Raw genomic sequence first — 16,471 nt, 5'->3', positions numbered from 1 at the left:
CCCCGGTCCGTCCTGCCCGGCCCAGGTTCCGTGACCGGCCCACTCGCTTCCGGCCCCCGGTCCGTCCTGCCCGGTTCCGGCCCGGTGCCCGGCCCGCTCCTCGCCCGGTGGCCCCGCCGCTCCGACGGCTCCTGCCACCCCGGCCCCCCGAGCCGACGCCGTAGCCCTGCGCCCCGCTGCCCCGCACCCCCACGCGAGCAACGCCCCGGCCGCCCCGGCACCCGCTCCCCACACCCCGCCCAGCAGCAGGGCCGTGCCGAGGTGGCCGTGCAGGTCGATGGCCGCGCCGAAGGCGTCGAAGCCGAACACGGACAGGGACGCGGTGACGGAGACGTCCGTGAGCCAGGCCAGCAGTGGCAGGGCGAGCGCGGCCGCGGCACCCAGCCCCCGCGCACACCGCCCCGAGAAACGAAGGGCACCCTCCGCCGCCCCGACCGGTGTCCGCACCGCCGCCAGCACACCCGCCAGCAGCATCGCCGACACGGCCGCCACACCCAGCAGCCACACCCGCCCGTCCAGCTCGGCCAGCCGGCCCAGCGTCACCGCCCCGTCGGACCCGGAGCCGAGCACATCGTCCACAGGGTCGGGAAGGAACCGGGCCGATTCACCCGTCGCGCGACCGTCCCACGGCACGAACAGGCCGAGCGGCACACCCAGCCAGACCCCGTTCGGCGCCCCGAGCAGCGCCGCACCGGCGATGCGCCGGGGGTGGTCGTCGCCGGCCGCCGCGTAGGCCGCCGCCGCGCAACCCGCCGCCACCGCGACCAGCAGCACGGTCACCAGCGCGGACACGGCCGGCCGCACGGCCCGGTGCACGGTCTCCCAGCCCCGCGGCAACGGCGTACGGCGCGAGGCCAGCAGCGCGACGAGGAGGATCCCGGCCGACCAGCCGAACCCGCCGAGCAGCGTCGGGGCGGTGTCGACCGTGAACCCGACAGCGGCCCGCGCGTCGACCAGGTCGCCGAGCCGGTCCGGCAGCAGCCCCCCGATGTCCCCGAGCCCCGGGATTTCCACGCTCCCGCTCCCGCCGGTGACGTCGTCCAGCCCCAGCGACCCGCCGTCGACGGTGACGACGTCGTGCCCCGCCCACGCCAGCCCGCCCAGCATCGCCACGAACAGCACCACCACCGAGCCCGCCCGCGCGAGCAGTTCGGACAGTGCGATCACAACTCCCGCCCCCCGCAGGGACCGCAGGAAGAACCACGACAGCAGGACCGCCCCGACCAGGCTCACCCCCAGTGGCGTGATCTCGATGGCCGTGTCCGCCTCAGCGCCCGACAGGCCGAACACCGACACTTCACCGGACGGCGTGACCGAACCACCCGCCCCGAGGGCCACGACCGCCGCGGTCATCGGCCCCAACGAGCCCGCCGTGTCCGCCTGAAGCAGCCACAACCCCAGCGCCGCCGTCCCCGCCATCCCGATCAACGCCCAGCTCACCGCGGCGACGGCGGACATCAGTACGTCCCCCCAGGGCACGCGCGCGTGCCCCTCCGTCCCGGCCCCTGTGGCAGCACTCATGGCAGACCCCCCGATCCGCTGCGCGAGAGGAACACGACACATGTCCCCCCTCGCGTCGAAATACCACTCTCCGGTCCGGTTTCAACCCCGTCAACGGAATCGGCCGATGCGTCCGAACGCGGTCTGCACAAGGCCCGACTTTCGGTCAGGGGGCCGCTCCTGAAATAGTTCCCCCCGATGTTCGACATCCCTAGACTCCCCATGTCGGGGGTAACTCGGGGGACAACTCAGTGGGGCTGGAGTGCCGGAACTCGTACTGGAATCAAACGGACGTACCTGGACGCTCGATCCGTCCAGGGCATACACCCTCGGACGTGATCCGCAGGGAGACGTCGTCTTCGACGACGCCAGGGTCTCCTGGCGTCACGCCACGGTCAGCTTCAACGGCCGCAGTTGGGTCATCGAGGACCACGGCAGCACCAACGGCACATTCGTGCAGGGTCAGCGCATCCATCAGATGGAGCTCGGCGCCGGCTCGGCCGTCAACCTGGGCAACGCGACCGACGGGCCACGCCTGAACCTGTCCGGCGCTGCGGCCTCCGTCGCCACGCCGCAGGCCCACCCCCAGCAGCAGCCGTACGCCGCACAGGGCGCGAACCCCGGCTGGGGTCAGCAGGCTCCGGCCCAGCAGCCGCAGCAGCAGCAGGCTCCCCAGGCCGGATGGCAGCAGCCGCAGCAGGCCGCCGCGCACATCCCGCAGCAGCAGGGCTCCGGCGGTGCCGCGGGGGCGCCGCCGGTCCACGGCGACCGCAGCCCCACCACCTTCCACCAGTTCTCCCTCGGCCGCGTGATGCGCATCGGCCGTGCCCTGGAGAACGAGCTGGTCGTCTCCGACCTGCAGGTCTCCCGGCACCACGCCGAGTTCCACGCGACGCCCGACGGGCGCATGGAGATCCGCGACCTCGGTTCCCACAACGGCACGTACGTCAACGGCCAGCCGATCGGAAAGGGCGGCTCGCAGCTGCTCGGCCCGGCCGATGTCGTCGGCGTCGGTCACTCGACGTTCCGCATCGTCGGCGACCGGCTCGAGGAGTTCGTCGACACCGGCGAGGTGTCCTTCTCCGCCCGCCACCTGACGGTCACGGTGGACGGCGGCAAGCAGATCCTCAAGGACGTCTCCTTCGGCGTCCCGGAGAAGTCGCTGATCGCGGTCATCGGACCGTCCGGCTCCGGCAAGTCGACGCTGCTCAAGGCGCTCACCGGCTACCGCCCCGCCAACCAGGGCGAGGTGCTGTACGACAACCGGAACCTCTACAAGCAGTTCGCCGAGCTGCGCCAGCGCATCGGTCTGGTCCCGCAGGACGACATCCTGCACAAGGAGCTGACCGTCAAGAAGGCCCTCAAGTACGCGGCCAAGCTGCGCTTCCCCGCGGACACCACGGGCGCCGAGCGCGAGGCCCGCATCGACGAGGTGCTGCGTGAGCTCAAGCTCGACATCCACAAGGACAAGAAGGTCACGTCCCTGTCCGGCGGCCAGCGCAAGCGCGTCTCGGTCGCCCTGGAGCTGCTTACCAAGCCGTCGCTGATCTTCCTGGACGAGCCGACCTCCGGCCTCGACCCGGGCATGGACCGCGACGTCATGCAGCTGCTGCGCGGCCTGGCCGACGACGGCCGTACGGTGCTGGTCGTCACCCACTCCGTGGCCGAGCTGGCGATCTGCGACAAGCTCCTGGTGATGGCGCCGGGCGGCTCGGTCGCCTACTTCGGCCCGCCCGACGAAGCGCTGAACTTCTTCGGCTACGACACCTGGGCCGACGTCTTCTCCGCCTTCGAGAACTACCGCGACTACGACTGGGCGGGCCGCTGGAAGGGCTCGCAGCACTACCAGATGTACGCCGCGGACATCGACGCCGTTGCGCCGCAGTCCGTACAGGTTCCGCCGATGCAGGCGATGAAGCCGCCGAAGCCACAGGGCTGGATGTCGCAGTTCGTGACGCTCGTCCGGCGCTATGTCTCGGTGATCGCATCCGACAAGGGCTTCCTCGCCCTGATGGTCATCCTGCCGGCCGTGCTCGGCGCGGTCAGTCTGCTCATCGACGCCGACCGGGGCCTGCTCCCGAACCCGGCCAACCCGCAGACCGGCCGGATCATCCCGAACGGCACGGCGACCACGGTCCTGCTGATCCTCGCGGTCGGCGCCTGTTTCGCCGGTGCGGCGAACTCGGTCCGAGAGCTGATCAAGGAACGGGTCATCTACGAGCGGGAGCGCGCGACCGGCCTCTCGCGCTCGGCGTACCTGATGTCGAAGGTGTTCGTGCTCGGCATGATCACCGTGCTGCAGGGCCTGCTGGTCGGCGTCATCGGCTTCTCCAGCCGGGAGATCCCCGAGGAGGGTCTGGTCCTCGGCAACGCCACTCTCGTCGAGCTTTCCATCCCGATCATGGCGCTCGGCTTCACGTCGATGATGTTCGGCCTGATCATCTCCTCGCTGGTGAAGACCGCCGAGAAGACCATGCCGCTGCTGGTGATGTTCGCCATCATCCAGGTCGTCTTCACCGGCTGCCTGTTCGCTCTGCACGGCTCGATCGGCGTCAACCAGTTCTCGTTCCTGATGCCGTCGCGCTGGGCGGTCGCCGCCGCCGGGGCCACGCTGGACTTCAACAAGATCAGCCCGCCGGAGACGGCCGGCGACAACGACCCGCTGTGGGAGCACACGGTCGGGGCCTGGGCGATGGACATGGGCGCGCTCCTCGTCCTCGGCGTGATCTGCGGCTTCTTCGTGGCTCGCTTCCTGCGCCGCCACGAGCCCGAGGTCATGCGCAAGTAGCCGGCGCGCCGCGTCCGACGCCCCGAAGGGCGGCACCCCGTCAGGAGGGTGCCGCCCTTCGGCGTGCGTACAGCGAGCAGAGGTCCGCGCCGGCCTCAGTACGCGCTGTCGACGTTGTCCATCGAGCCGTACTTGTCGGCCGCGTAGTTGCAGGCGGCGGTGATGTTGGCGACCGGGTCGTAGATGTCCCAGGAGGTGCCGGGGACGTGCCAGGTCTTGAAGGTCGGCGGGATGACCTGGAGCAGACCCTTCGAGGGGATGCCGTTGATGGCGTTGATGTCCCAGTTGTTGATCGCCTTCGGGTTGCCCGAGGACTCTCGCATGATGTTGCGGTGGATGCCGTCGTAGGACGCCGGGATGTCGTGCTTCTTCAGGATGGCGAGCGACTCGCGGATCCAGCCGTCGAGGTTGTTCGGGTAGGTCTTGACGGCGGCCTTCTTGGCTGCGGCGCGCTTGGCTGCGCGGCTCGCGGCCTCCTTGGCCTTGCGCTCGGCCTCGGCCTTCTTCTTCGCCGCCTCGGCGGCGGCCTTCTTCTTGGCGGCGGCCGCGGCTTCGGCCTTCTTCTTGGCCGCGATCTGCTCGGCCTTCAGGCTGGCGCCGGCCATCTGGTCCGTGACGCTCGCCTTGACGTCCTTGATCTGCTGGGTGCTGTACGCCACCGCAGCCGGCTGAGCGGCCTCGGTCGTGGTCTTGGTCGAGGCACCGCTCGGCACCGCCGAGAACCCGATGGCGGCGGCGCCGAGGGTGGCGACACCGGCCATGGCGATCTTGTGGTGACGGGTCAGGCTACGACTCTGAACACGGCTGAAGATGTTCTTGGGCATGCTGCGTGGGACCTCTTCGAATAGCGCGGGAGTCGCTCGGCGTCCGGCGTTGGACTCGGTGTGTTTCCGACACGAACGCCGCGGAGGTGAACCCACGGCGCTGAGCGACGTCAGCAATTCTTAGCGGCCGCAAAATGGCGTGGCAAAGGTGTGACGTACGAAAGGAGATAGTGGATCAGGGAGGGGCAAATCGGGGCAGATTGGACTGTATGTGCCGCTCAAAAGGTGGGGCTTTGTCTCCTACGCACTTTCGTACGTGACGTGGGTCCTATGCGAGGGCTCACACCGCCCCTAGATCAGACTTACGACGCGTTGCACAAGCGATGCTCTGCGTGAGGCCCTTTCAGGGCAGCACGAGGTGCACGTCCCCGAACTCGTGCCACAGATAGCGCCCTTGCAGCGCGGCCTCGTACCCCCGCTCGATGGCCGGGCGCCCCGCGACCGCCTCCAGCATCAGCAGATGGGAGGCCTCCGGTTCGTGCAGCCCGGTCAGCAGCCCGTCCACCACCCGCACCCCGCGCTCCGGCGTGACGACGAGGTCCGTCCACCCCGCACGCGCGCGTACGGCCCCGTCGGTGCCCGCCGCCGACTCCACCGCCCGCACCGCGGTCGTCCCCACCGCCACGACCCGGCCCCCACCGGCCCTCGCGGCGTTGATCAGCCGCGCGGACGCCTCGGGCACCGCGAACCGCTCCGGGTAGGGCGGCTCGTGCACCTCCGCCGAGGCCACCCCCGTGTGCAGGGTGAGGGGCGCGAACTGCACCCCCCGGCTCACCAGCTCCGCCACCATCCGCGCCGTGAAGGGCCGTGCCGCACTCGGCATCTCCGCGCTGCCCGTCCCGTCCGCCGACGGCAGCGCGAACACCGTCTGGTAGACGGACAGCGGCTGGTCGCGCTCCGTGTAGGCGTAGCGAACGGGCCGCCCGTACTCCCGCAGCAACCCCGCCACCCCGGCCCCCGGCACCCGCGCCCACCACAACCGCTCGCTCCGCCCGCTCAGCGGCTCCTCCAGCACCAGCCGTACGCCTCCCGGCAGGCACACCTCCCTCCCCGCGGGCCCGCCCGCCCGCGGGCGCGTGGTGCCCCGCCCGTCGGGCTCCCGCAGTTCCACCGCCCACCGGCCGTCGTCCCCGCGGGTGGAGAAGTGCACCACCACGCGCGCGTGCCCCGTCCATCCGTCCACGGCCGCCGCCAGCGTGGCCGAGGTGTTGACCACGAGCAGGTCCCCGGCCCGCAGCAGCCGCGGCAGCTCCGTGAACCTGTGATGCGCCACCTCCTCACCCCGCGACACCAGCAGCCGTACGGCGTCCCGCTCCAGCCCAGGGCCCCGCTGCTCGACCGGCACCCGCGCCGACAGCTCCTCCGGCACCCGCACCCTCAGGGTCATCGGGCCCCGTCCAGCAGCGCCGGAGCCCCGTACCGCCCACTCGCCGGACGCTCGTCCAGCAGCCGCAGGAACGCCGGCACCACCACCGCCGGCTCCGGCCGCGGCTCGGCATCGTCCGGTACGGCCGCCGCGTACAGGTCGGTGGCCATGTCCCCGGGATCCACCGCCCAGACCCGCAGCCCCGGCTCCTCCACGGCGAGGACGGCCATCAGATGGTCCAGGGCCGCCTTGGACGCGCCGTAACCGCCCCAGGTCTCGTACGCCTCGGCCGCGGCGTCCGAGCTGACCGCGACGACGGCGCCCGCCCGCGCGGCCCGCAGCTGTGGCAGCGCCTCCTGAACCAGGCCCAGCCCCGCGACCAGGTTCACCTCCAGTGCCCGGCGCAGCCCCTCCAGGGGCAGCTCCTCCAGCCTGACCAGCGGCTCGGCACCCAGTGCGCTCGCGTTGTGCACCAGCAGGTCGACACCGCCCAGCCGCCAGGCCGCCGCGACCAGCTCCGCACGGTGAGCGGCGTCGGTGACGTCCCCGGGCAGGGCGGTCACCCGCGTGTCGTACGCGCAGACGGCTCCGGCGGCGTCCGCCAGCGCCTCGGCACCCCTGGCGTCGAGCACCAGGTCCCAGCCCCGCCCTGCCAAAGCCTCGGCCAGGGCACGGCCCAGGCCCTTCGAGGCCCCGGTGATGATCGCAACCGGCATGATCGGCTCCCTCGTCGTGATCGCGTGCCCTCAACCTAGGAACGGGACCGCCCGGGCCGCCTCGGACGCGGGCCGCACTCCACCGGGTCCCTTCGCCCTACGCCCCCGCCCGGCACCCCGAGGCCTACACCTCGGCGTCCTGTCTCTCGGCCCCGCGACCTAGGCCCACCGACCGGGCGCCGCGCGCCACCGGTCCGATCCGCGTCGTCACAGCCCGCCGGTACCGTGAGGTCATGAGTCACGGCCCCCGGTCCGGCCTCGCCGCGGTGAGTTCCGCGTTGCTGGCCATGAGCAGGCACCTGGAGGTGCGCGACGTCCTCAAGACGATCGTCGCCTCGGCCCGCGAGCTGCTCGACGCCCAGTACGCCGCACTGGGCGTCCCGGACGACCACGGCGGCTTCGCCCAGTTCGTGGTGGACGGCGTCAGCGAGGAACAGTGGAAGGCCATCGGCCCCCTCCCGCGCCAGCACGGCATCCTCGCCGCGATGCTCCACGAGGCCAGGTCCGAGCGCCTCGCGGACGTCCGCCAGGACCCCCGCTTCGAGGGCTGGCCCAAGGCCCACCCCGACCTGGTCGACTTCCTGGGCCTGCCGATCCGTGACGGAGACGAGGTCATCGGAGCGCTGTTCCTGGCCAACAAGAACTGCGAGCGGCCCGAAGGCGGCTGCGGCTTCACCGAGGACGACGAGGAACTGCTCGGCATCCTCGCCCAGCACGCCGCGATCGCCCTCACCAACGCCCGCCTCTACGAACGCAGCCGCGAACTCACCATCGCCGAGGAGCGCTCCCGCCTCGCCCACGAACTGCACGACGCGGTCAGTCAGAAGCTGTTCTCCCTGCGCCTGACCGCCCAGGCCGCGGCCCGCCTGGTGGACCGCGACCCCTCCCGCGCCAAGGGCGAACTCCAGCAGGTGGCAGCCCTGGCCGCCGAGGCCGCCGACGAACTGCGCGCGGCGGTCGTCGAGTTGCGCCCCGCAGCCCTCGACGAGGACGGCCTCGTCGCGACGCTCCGCACCCAGATCCAGGTCCTCGACCGGGCCCACAGCGCCCGCGTCACCTTCGCCGGCCACGGCGTGAAGGCCCTGCCCGCCTCCCAGGAGGAAGCCCTCCTGCGTGTGGCCCAGGAAGCCCTGCACAACGCCCTGCGCCACTCCGGCGCCGACCACGTCGACGTGACCCTGGACCGCCGCGGCGGCGGAGCCGTCCTGCGGATCACGGACGACGGCAGCGGCTTCGACCCGAGCGCGGTACGACACGCCGGACGCCACCTCGGCCTGGTCTCGATGCGGGACCGGGCGAGCGGTGCCGGCGGCACGCTGACCGTGCAATCGGCGCCCGGCAAGGGCACCGTGATCGAGATGGAGGTCCCCGGTGGCTGACGCAATCAGGGTGCTGCTCGTCGACGACCACCAGGTCGTCCGCCGGGGCCTGCGCACCTTCCTCGAAGTGCAGGACGACATCGAGGTCGTCGGCGAGGCGGCCGACGGCGCCGAAGGAGTGGAACGTGCCGAGGAGTTGAGGCCCGACGTCATCCTCATGGACGTCAAGATGCCGGGCATGGACGGCGTCGACGCCCTGCGCAGACTCCGCGAGCTGGACCACCCCGCCCGTGTGCTGGTCGTCACCAGCTTCACCGAACAGCGCACGGTGGTCCCCGCCCTGCGCGCGGGTGCCGCCGGCTACGTGTACAAGGACATCGACCCCGACGCCCTCGCCGGAGCCATCCGCTCGGTCCACGCCGGGCACATCCTCCTCCAGCCGGAGGTCGCCGGTGCGCTGCTGGCGCAGGAGGAGACCAACGCGGGCACCACGAGGGCCGGTTCCCTCACCGAGCGGGAGCGTGAGGTCCTCGGCCTCATAGCGGACGGCCGCTCCAACCGGGAGATCGCCCGCGCGCTGGTCCTCTCCGAGAAGACGGTCAAGACCCACGTCTCCAACATCCTGATGAAGCTCGACCTGTCCGACCGAACACAGGCCGCCCTGTGGGCCGTTCGTCACGGCGTGACCGGCTGACACGCTCACCCCACGGCAGTGCGGAAGGTTGCGTTCCGGACCGAGATTCATACTGTCGTGGGAACGTCCCCCGGATGGCGCAACCCCGATCGATCTCCGCCGTTCTCCAGTGCGTGCTGCGGCGCCTGCCGCGGCAATCGCTAGGAGGGCTCAGAAGTGAAGAACCTGAAGAAGGCAGCGGCCGTGACGATGGTGACGGGTGGCCTGCTGGCCGCCGGCGCGGGCATGGCCTCCGCCACCAGCGCGCACGCCGACGGCAAGGCCGTGGGCTCCCCGGGCGTCGGCTCGGGCAACGTCGTCCAGGCCCCGGTGCACGTCCCGGTCAACGTCTCCGGCAACAGCGTGAACGTCGTGGGCATCCTGAACCCGGCCTTCGGCAACCTCGCCGTCAACCACTGACACCCTCACCTCCGTCTCCGAGCCGGAGGTGACCCCGGCCTCCCGGCCCCCACCGGGAGGCCGCTCGGCGTCCCTACGGGCACGCTCAGCCGCCCAGCCACAGACATGCATGCCGCCAGGGGCGGCACGGGTGGGCGCAGCGGCACCGGCGAACCGTCACCGCACCCCCCGCTCCCGCTCCTCCACAACGGAGTTGTACGCCGCGACCTGGGCCCGCCGAGCCGTCCGCTCCACCGGTCGCAGCGCCTCCCGCCGCGCGGAGATCTCGGACGAACTCACCGCACCCCCGTGCCCACTCTCCGTCGCCACGGCGATCAGCGTCCCCACCCGCTGTGCCAGCTCCAGCACCCGGACCGCCCGCGGCGGATAACCCGGCGCCAGCACCTCCCGTCCCCGCTCGGCCCGCGCCCGGTACGCGTCGATCGCCGCCTCCGCCACCGGCCCCGACCCGGCCACGTCCAGCCGCGTCAACACCTCGGTGGCCTCCCGCAGGGCCTCCGCCAGCTCCCGCTCCGCCTCGCCCAGCGACGGCACATCCGCGGGCGGCGCCTCCCGCACGGGCAGCACATGCCACACCACCTCGTCCCGTACATGCCCGGGCCCGGCCTCGTACACGTCCGGCACCAAGCCGAAGGCGGCCCCGTGACAGACCACCGCCTCCTCGGCCTCCAGCGCCCGCGCGTTGAACTCCGGCGGTCCGCTCAGCCCCAGCGGATGCCCCGGAGCGGGCAACGCCACCCGCAGCGCGCTGACCCCGAGCGTCCGAAGCCGCCCGAGCGCGAGCGTCAGCCCGACCTGCCCCGGCTCGTCCGGCAGCCCCTCCACCCGGTGCACGGCGTCCGTGCCGACGATGGCCAGTACGGCGTCGTCCGGCGAGACAAGTCCGGCCAAAAGGGCATTTCCCCAAGCTGCGAGACGTCCAGCACGTGGTTCCGAGAGCATGCCTCCACCCTAGGACCCTCCTAGGACAGGACCGAGGGAATGTCCCGGCCGACCGGTGGCGTAGATTTCATGGAGGGCTGCGCCCACCGGCGCGGCGGACCGAGCCACAGGCTTACGCGACAGCCGAGACCGGCCACACTGCAAGGGGAGACAACGCGCTCATGAGCGATGTTCTGGAGCTTCAGGACGTATCCGTGGTCCGTGAGGGCCGGGCTCTGGTGGACCAGGTCTCCTGGTCGGTCAAGGAGGGCGAGCGCTGGGTCATCCTCGGCCCGAACGGCGCCGGCAAGACCACCCTCCTCAACCTCGCTTCCACCTACCTCTTCCCCAGCTCGGGCACCGCCGCCATCCTCGGCGAGACCCTCGGCAGGCCCGGCACCGACGTCTTCGAGCTGCGTCCCCGCATCGGCATGGCCGGCATCGCCATGACCGAGAAGCTCCCCAAGCGCCAGACGGTCCTGGAGACGGTCCTGACCGCCGCGTACGGCATGACCGCCACCTGGCACGAGGACTACGAGGAGATCGACGAGCGACGCGCCCGTGCCTTCCTCGACCGGCTCGGCATGAGCGAGTACCTGGACCGCAGGTTCGGCACGCTCTCCGAGGGCGAGCGCAAGCGCACCCTGATCGCCCGCGCCCTGATGACCGACCCCGAGCTGCTCCTGCTCGACGAGCCCGCCGCCGGTCTCGACCTCGGCGGCCGCGAGGACCTGGTCCGCCGCCTCGGCCGCCTCGCCCTCGACCCGATCGCCCCCTCGATGCTCATGGTCACCCACCACGTCGAGGAGATCCCCCCGGGCTTCACCCACGTCCTCATGATCCGTCAGGGCAAGGTCCTCGCGGCCGGCCCGCTGGAGCTCGAACTCACCTCCCGCAACCTCTCCCTCTGCTTCGGCCTCCCGCTCGTCGTCGAACAGTCGGGCGACCGCTGGACCGCCCAGGGGCTCCCGCTCTCCTGACCCGGCCCGTCATGGCGCAATTGCCGGGGTAGGAACGGGATTTCACACCACGGGCGCCCTGTCGTCGACAGGGCCCGCGGACCTACCATGACCATGTGGACATCGACGCATGGTTGTGGTGGCTGATCGGCGCGGCAGCGCTCGGCATCGCGCTCGTGGTGACCGCCATGCCCGAACTGGGCATGCTGGCGGTGGGCGCCATCGCCGCGGCGGTGGTCACCGGCGTCTTCGGCGGCGGAGCCGTCGCCCAGGTCGCGGTCTTCGCCGTCATCTCGACCGCGGGCATCGCCGTCGTACGGCCCATCGCGAACCGGCACCGCGCCCAGCGTCCCCAACTCGCCACGGGCGTCGACGCGTTGAAGGGGCGACAAGCCGTCGTCCTGGAACGTGTCGACGGCTCCGGTGGCCGGATCAAACTCGCCGGCGAGGTCTGGTCGGCCCGCGCTCTCGACACCGGCAACGCTTACGAAGTAGGCCAGGAAGTGGATGTCGTGGACATCGAAGGAGCCACCGCGATCGTCATGTGACCTCGCAGGACGTAACCGGAGCGGAACTCCTCGCCAGCCACGCGACGGTCTGTCAGACTCGACCAGCAAGATCTTCGACAACCATAAGATCTGCCGAAGACGCCGAAGCGGAGAAGGGACACGGGGAACGACGATGGAACCGGTCATCATCGTCCTGATCATCCTGGTGGTGTTGGTCTTCATCGCCCTGATCAAGACGATCCAAGTCATCCCACAGGCCAGCGCGGCCATCGTCGAGCGCTTCGGGCGCTACACGCGGACACTCAACGCGGGCCTCAACATCGTCGTCCCGTTCATCGACACCATCCGCAACCGCATCGACCTGCGTGAACAGGTCGTCCCGTTCCCGCCGCAGCCGGTGATCACCCAGGACAACCTGGTCGTCAACATCGACACCGTCATCTACTACCAGGTCACCGACGCCCGGGCCGCGACGTACGAAGTCGCCAGCTACATCCAGGCGATCGAGCAGCTCACCGTCACCACGCTCCGCAACATCATCGGTGGCATGGACCTGGAGCGGACCCTGACCTCCCGCGAGGAGATCAACGCGGCCCTGCGCGGTGTCCTCGACGAGGCCACCGGCAAGTGGGGCATCCGCGTCAACCGCGTCGAGCTCAAGGCGATCGAACCGCCCACCTCCATCCAGGACTCGATGGAGAAGCAGATGCGCGCCGACCGCGACAAGCGCGCCGCGATCCTCCAGGCCGAAGGTGTCCGCCAGTCCGAGATCCTGCGCGCCGAAGGTGAGAAGCAGTCTCAGATCCTGCGCGCCGAGGGTGAGGCCAAGGCCGCCGCCCTGCGCGCAGAGGGCGAGGCCCAGGCCGTGCGTACGGTCTTCGAGGCCATCCACGCCGGCGACCCGGACCAGAAGCTCCTGTCCTACCAGTACCTCCAGATGCTCCCCAAGATCGCCGAGGGCGACGCCAACAAGCTCTGGATCGTCCCCAGCGAAATCGGCGACGCCCTCAAGGGCCTCTCCGGCGCCATGGGCAACTTCGGCGGCATCGGCGGCGGCTCCGGCGGCAACAGCGGCGCGACCGGAGCAAGCGTCCCCGCCCAGGAGCGCCGCGAAAAGCCGCACATCGACTGACAGCACCCCCAACGCAACGTTCCCCGCGCCCTCCTTTTCAGGGGCGCGGGGAACTGCGCGAACCACCACACTCAACCGTCAGCCCGAGGAACGGCAAAGCCCCCGCAGGGACTGCTCACGCAGCGCCCAGCGCCAGCCAATCCGGCAGGGCCGCAGCATCCTCCTGGCCCAGCGCGAGCAGCATCGCATCCGCAGGCGTCGGCTCGAACGGTTGCCGCAGCAGCGGCATCCCCGCCTCCTCCGGCGTCCGATTCGCCTTCCGGTGATTGTCCTCCGCACACGAGGCCACCGTGTTCAGCCACGTGTCCTGACCGCCCTGCGACCGCGGCACCACGTGGTCCACGGTCGTCGCCCGCCTCCCGCAGTACGCGCACCGGTGCCGGTCCCTGACCAGCACACCCCGCCTCGACCACGGCGCCCGTCTTCGGAACGGCACCCGCACGTACTGGCAGAGCCTGATCACACGGGGCGCCGGTATGTCGACCGCGGCTCCCCGCATCCGCAGTTCGGGGTGGGCCTGCTCGACGACGGCCTTGTCCTGGAGCACCAGAACGACGGCTCGGTTCAACGTCACCGTCGACAGCGGCTCGAAGCTCGCGTTCAGTACCAGCGTGTCCCGCATACCAGCCCACCTCCCGTGCACCGGCCCACCCCCTGGCGGGCTGGGATCAACTCTGGCCGGGCACGCCGAGATGGACAACGCAATATCTGCTGCTCTCACGGGGGGTGACCCCCGCGGCCCCCGGCAACAAAAATGCCCGCTCCTGATCAATTCCAAGACCAGGAGCGGGCAAACGTTCCATGAACGCCGGGATTCTCAGGCGGCGGCTCAGCCCTCGGCGGGCACCTCGTACTCACCGATCAGCTGGGCCCGCCCGATCGTGTGGAACCGCAGGTTGAAGCCGACCGCGGCGGGCGACGCGTCCGAGTCCGGCCCGAGCTTCTCCTCGTCCACGGCGTACACCGTGAAGACGTAGCGGTGCGGACCGTCCCCCGGAGGCGGCGCGGCCCCGCCGAACTCCTTGCCGCCGTAGTCGTTGCGCGCGTGCACAGCGCCCTCCGGCAGGCCCTCGAACTTGCCGCTGCCCGCACCCACCGGCAGCTCGGTCACCGACGCCGGGATGTCGAAGAGCACCCAGTGCCAGAAACCGCTGCCCGTCGGGGCGTCGGGGTCGTAGCAGGTCACGGCGAAGCTCTTGGTCTCGGGCGGGAAACCCTCCCACCGCAGCTGCGGCGAAGTGTTGCCCGCCGCGTGCACCTGAGCGTCCTTGAGCGTCGCGCCTTCCTCGATGTCCTCGCTCGTCACCGTGAACGACGCGACGGGCGGATGGAAGTCGTGGGGGAGCGGCCGCCGCTTGAGCTCGGTCACCTCGGTACCTCCTGATCGTTTTGTGCAGTCGCCCCCGAGCCTAGAACCAGTTGCGCTTGCTGCCGACCTCGGACAGCCACTGGTTGAGATACGCCGCCCAGTCCGTCCCCTGGTAGTCGTTGAGACCCACCTGGAAGGACCGGAACGTGTCACTGCCCTCGCTGAACAGCCCCGGCTTCTTGTCCATCTCCAGCACCACGTCCATGGCGTTCTGGTCGGCCACGAAGCTCAGCTCGACCTGGTTCAGGCCGCGGTACTGCTGCGGCGGGTAGAACTCGATCTCCTGGTAGAACGGCAGCCGCTGCCGCGTACCGCGGATCACGCCGCGCTCCATGTCCGCGTTCTTGAACCGGAAGCCCAGCTGGATGAACGCGTCGAGGATCGCCTTCTGCGCCGGCAGCGGGTGCACGTTGACCGGGTCCAGGTCGCCGGAGTCCACCGCACGGGCGATCTCCAGCTCCGTCGACACCCCGATGTTCATGCCGCGCAGCGCCTGACCGTCGATCGTCGTGATCGGCGTCTCCCACGGGATCTCGAGACCGAACTGCACCGCGTGCACCGCGCCCGCCTGCAGCTCGAACGCACCGCCCAGCCGCGACTTCGTGAACTCGATGTCCTGCTTGTACTCCTGGTCGCCGCTCTCCACCTCGACCTTGGCCTGCAGCCCGACCGAGAGCCCCTCGATCTGCTGGTTCACGGAGCCGCCCTGGATCCGCACCTCACCCTGGACGACACCGCCCGGGACGACGTTGACCTCGTGCAGCACCGTCTCGACCGAAGCCCCGCCGGCCCCCAGGCTCGCGAGCAGCTTCTTGAACGCCATGTCTCTCCCTCTCGCCCACAACGGGTGGATCCTTGATCCATACAAACGCGATCCGGCAGTGGCCGGTTCCATGCCCCACCCTGGCAAGGCCGGTGCCCATCGGCCACCCCGCGACACCACTCATCTCCAGTACCCTCGGACGCCATGATCGCGACCCCTGACCGTACGCCCCTGTCCAGGGAGTTCTTCGACCGGCCCGTCCTCGATGTCGCCCCCGACCTCCTCGGCCGCATCCTGGTACGCCACACCCAGGACGGTCCGATCGCCCTCCGCCTCACCGAGGTCGAGGCCTACGACGGTGAGAACGACCCCGGCTCCCACGCCTACCGCGGCCGCACGCCCCGCAACAGCGTGATGTTCGGTCCGCCCGGACACGTGTACGTCTACTTCACCTATGGCATGTGGTTCTGCATGAACCTGGTCTGCGGCCCGGAGGGCAGGTCGAGCGCGGTCCTGCTCCGGGCCGGCGAGATCATCGAGGGAGCCGAACTGGCCCGTGCCCGTCGACTCTCGGCCCGCAACGACAAGGAACTGGCCAAAGGCCCGGCCCGTCTGGCCACCGCCCTGAACGTGGACCGCTCCCTGGACGGCACGGACGCGTGCACCTCCGAAGAGACCCCGCTCCGCGTGCTGACCGGCACACCTGTGCCCTCCGACCAGGTACTCAACGGACCGCGGACCGGCGTCGGCGGCGAGGGTGCCGTGCACCCCTGGCGCTACTGGGTCGCCAACGACCCGACGGTGAGCCCGTATCGAGCCCATGTCCCGAGGCGCCGCCGAAGTTGACGCGCCCTGCCTGGGTGCGTAATGTAGCCCGAGCCGTTGAACCGGGTATGGCGATCGCCAGCAGCCGGAAACGGCCAAACCAACTACCTTGCAACTCCCCTCAGCAGGGGTGAATTCGGCGTGCCTGCATGCCTGAATTCTGCGCCGAAAGACTCGATTATGAGTTGGACGGGGAATGAGCTAACGTAGTGAATGTCGAAAGGCCGACGAGCGAAAGCCCGGGGCCGAACGGCAAATCCCGCCGACAGGGAATCGGATCGAAAAGGGTCTGATAGAGTCGGAAACGCAAGACCGAAGGGAAGCGCCCGGAGGAAAGCCCGAGAGGGTGAGTACAAAGGAAGCGACCGTTCCTTGAGAACTCAACAG

Annotated in this window: 16 protein-coding genes; 8 read left to right on the top strand and 8 right to left on the bottom strand. The window is 70.5% G+C overall.

The annotated features are described in order from the left end of the window. A partial coding sequence (locus tag ADK65_RS31550; protein WP_053674422.1) for a streptophobe family protein occupies positions 1–1,521 on the bottom strand: 1,521 nt, incomplete at its 3' end. Between the two features lie 241 nt (positions 1,522–1,762). On the opposite strand from ADK65_RS31550, the gene ADK65_RS31545 reads away from it, so the two are divergent. Next, positions 1,763–4,288: an FHA domain-containing protein gene (locus ADK65_RS31545; RefSeq protein ID WP_053674421.1), complete on the top strand. Its 2,526-nt coding sequence runs from the start codon at positions 1,763–1,765 to the stop codon at positions 4,286–4,288. A gap of 95 nt (positions 4,289–4,383) precedes the next feature. Here the strand turns inward: ADK65_RS31545 and ADK65_RS31540 are convergent, their stop codons facing one another. From ADK65_RS31540 to ADK65_RS31530, 3 genes are all read right to left on the bottom strand, one after another. After that, positions 4,384–5,112, bottom strand: a complete 729-nt coding sequence (locus ADK65_RS31540; RefSeq protein WP_053674420.1) for a transglycosylase SLT domain-containing protein — start codon at positions 5,110–5,112, stop codon at positions 4,384–4,386. A gap of 343 nt (positions 5,113–5,455) precedes the next feature. Beyond that, entirely contained in the window at positions 5,456–6,499 is a 1,044-nt protein-coding gene (locus ADK65_RS31535) for an S-adenosylmethionine:tRNA ribosyltransferase-isomerase (protein WP_053674419.1), read from the bottom strand. Beyond that, the gene (locus ADK65_RS31530) at positions 6,496–7,194 is read right to left on the bottom strand and encodes an SDR family NAD(P)-dependent oxidoreductase (RefSeq protein ID WP_053674418.1); all 699 of its coding nucleotides are present in this window, start codon (positions 7,192–7,194) and stop codon (positions 6,496–6,498) included. The genes ADK65_RS31535 and ADK65_RS31530 overlap by 4 nt, the downstream gene beginning before the upstream one ends. A 233-nt stretch (positions 7,195–7,427) precedes the next feature. Here ADK65_RS31530 and ADK65_RS31525 point away from each other — a divergent pair, with 233 nt between their 5' ends. The 3 genes from ADK65_RS31525 (at position 7,428) to ADK65_RS31515 (ending at position 9,606) form a co-directional block, all read left to right on the top strand. After that, entirely contained in the window at positions 7,428–8,573 is a 1,146-nt protein-coding gene (locus tag ADK65_RS31525; protein ID WP_053674417.1) for a GAF domain-containing sensor histidine kinase, read from the top strand. Continuing rightward, positions 8,566–9,207, top strand: a complete 642-nt coding sequence (locus ADK65_RS31520) for a response regulator (protein ID WP_053674416.1) — start codon at positions 8,566–8,568, stop codon at positions 9,205–9,207. Before ADK65_RS31525 ends, ADK65_RS31520 begins: the two co-directional genes overlap by 8 nt. 156 nt (positions 9,208–9,363) lie before the next feature. Next, a complete protein-coding gene (locus ADK65_RS31515; RefSeq protein WP_053674415.1) occupies positions 9,364–9,606 on the top strand; it encodes a chaplin in 243 nt (80 codons plus the stop codon). A gap of 156 nt (positions 9,607–9,762) precedes the next feature. On the opposite strand, the gene ADK65_RS31510 is transcribed toward ADK65_RS31515, so the two are convergent. Next, positions 9,763–10,548 carry a hypothetical protein gene (locus ADK65_RS31510; protein WP_078956247.1) on the bottom strand — a complete coding sequence of 262 codons (786 nt, stop codon included), beginning with the start codon at positions 10,546–10,548 and terminating at the stop codon, positions 9,763–9,765. Positions 10,549–10,709: 161 nt separating this feature from the next. Between ADK65_RS31510 and ADK65_RS31505 the strand changes: the two genes are divergently transcribed. The 3 genes from ADK65_RS31505 (at position 10,710) to ADK65_RS31495 (ending at position 13,127) form a co-directional block, all read left to right on the top strand. Then, positions 10,710–11,507, top strand: coding sequence for an ABC transporter ATP-binding protein (locus ADK65_RS31505; RefSeq protein ID WP_053674413.1), 798 nt, complete (start codon positions 10,710–10,712; stop codon positions 11,505–11,507). Positions 11,508–11,602: 95 nt separating this feature from the next. Next, the gene (locus ADK65_RS31500) at positions 11,603–12,034 is read left to right on the top strand and encodes an NfeD family protein (RefSeq protein ID WP_053674412.1); all 432 of its coding nucleotides are present in this window, start codon (positions 11,603–11,605) and stop codon (positions 12,032–12,034) included. Between the two features lie 133 nt (positions 12,035–12,167). Next, positions 12,168–13,127: an SPFH domain-containing protein gene (locus tag ADK65_RS31495; RefSeq protein ID WP_053674411.1), complete on the top strand. Its 960-nt coding sequence runs from the start codon at positions 12,168–12,170 to the stop codon at positions 13,125–13,127. A gap of 115 nt (positions 13,128–13,242) precedes the next feature. Here the strand turns inward: ADK65_RS31495 and ADK65_RS31490 are convergent, their stop codons facing one another. From ADK65_RS31490 to ADK65_RS31480, 3 genes are all read right to left on the bottom strand, one after another. After that, complete coding sequence (locus ADK65_RS31490) at positions 13,243–13,749, bottom strand: HNH endonuclease (RefSeq protein ID WP_053674410.1); 507 nt, start codon at positions 13,747–13,749, stop codon at positions 13,243–13,245. Between the two features lie 207 nt (positions 13,750–13,956). After that, positions 13,957–14,496, bottom strand: coding sequence for a YbhB/YbcL family Raf kinase inhibitor-like protein (locus ADK65_RS31485; RefSeq protein ID WP_053674409.1), 540 nt, complete (start codon positions 14,494–14,496; stop codon positions 13,957–13,959). 40 nt (positions 14,497–14,536) lie between these two features. Further along, a complete protein-coding gene (locus tag ADK65_RS31480) occupies positions 14,537–15,319 on the bottom strand; it encodes a sporulation protein (protein ID WP_053674408.1) in 783 nt (260 codons plus the stop codon). A gap of 144 nt (positions 15,320–15,463) precedes the next feature. Between ADK65_RS31480 and ADK65_RS31475 the strand changes: the two genes are divergently transcribed. Continuing rightward, a complete protein-coding gene (locus tag ADK65_RS31475; protein WP_053674407.1) occupies positions 15,464–16,105 on the top strand; it encodes a DNA-3-methyladenine glycosylase in 642 nt (213 codons plus the stop codon). Positions 16,106–16,471: the final 366 nt, after the last annotated feature.

It is taken from the genome of Streptomyces sp. NRRL B-1140 (assembly GCF_001280065.1).
GTDB lineage: Bacteria > Actinomycetota > Actinomycetes > Streptomycetales > Streptomycetaceae > Streptomyces.
Note: the sequence above shows the minus strand (reverse complement) of the source record. Positions and strands in the feature narration are given on the sequence as shown.

What these genes read in the sequence shown, in the direction of transcription:
- ADK65_RS31540 (WP_053674420.1), bottom strand. Translation starts at nt 5,112, where the DNA reads ATGCCCAAGAACATCTTCAGCCGTGTTCAGAGTCGTAGCCTGACCCGT.
- ADK65_RS31535 (WP_053674419.1), bottom strand. Translation starts at nt 6,499, where the DNA reads ATGACCCTGAGGGTGCGGGTGCCGGAGGAGCTGTCGGCGCGGGTGCCG.
- ADK65_RS31530 (WP_053674418.1), bottom strand. Translation starts at nt 7,194, where the DNA reads ATGCCGGTTGCGATCATCACCGGGGCCTCGAAGGGCCTGGGCCGTGCC.
- ADK65_RS31525 (WP_053674417.1), top strand. Translation starts at nt 7,428, where the DNA reads ATGAGTCACGGCCCCCGGTCCGGCCTCGCCGCGGTGAGTTCCGCGTTG.
- ADK65_RS31510 (WP_078956247.1), bottom strand. Translation starts at nt 10,548, where the DNA reads ATGCTCTCGGAACCACGTGCTGGACGTCTCGCAGCTTGGGGAAATGCC.
- ADK65_RS31505 (WP_053674413.1), top strand. Translation starts at nt 10,710, where the DNA reads ATGAGCGATGTTCTGGAGCTTCAGGACGTATCCGTGGTCCGTGAGGGC.
- ADK65_RS31495 (WP_053674411.1), top strand. Translation starts at nt 12,168, where the DNA reads ATGGAACCGGTCATCATCGTCCTGATCATCCTGGTGGTGTTGGTCTTC.
- ADK65_RS31490 (WP_053674410.1), bottom strand. Translation starts at nt 13,749, where the DNA reads ATGCGGGACACGCTGGTACTGAACGCGAGCTTCGAGCCGCTGTCGACG.
- ADK65_RS31480 (WP_053674408.1), bottom strand. Translation starts at nt 15,319, where the DNA reads ATGGCGTTCAAGAAGCTGCTCGCGAGCCTGGGGGCCGGCGGGGCTTCG.
- ADK65_RS31475 (WP_053674407.1), top strand. Translation starts at nt 15,464, where the DNA reads ATGATCGCGACCCCTGACCGTACGCCCCTGTCCAGGGAGTTCTTCGAC.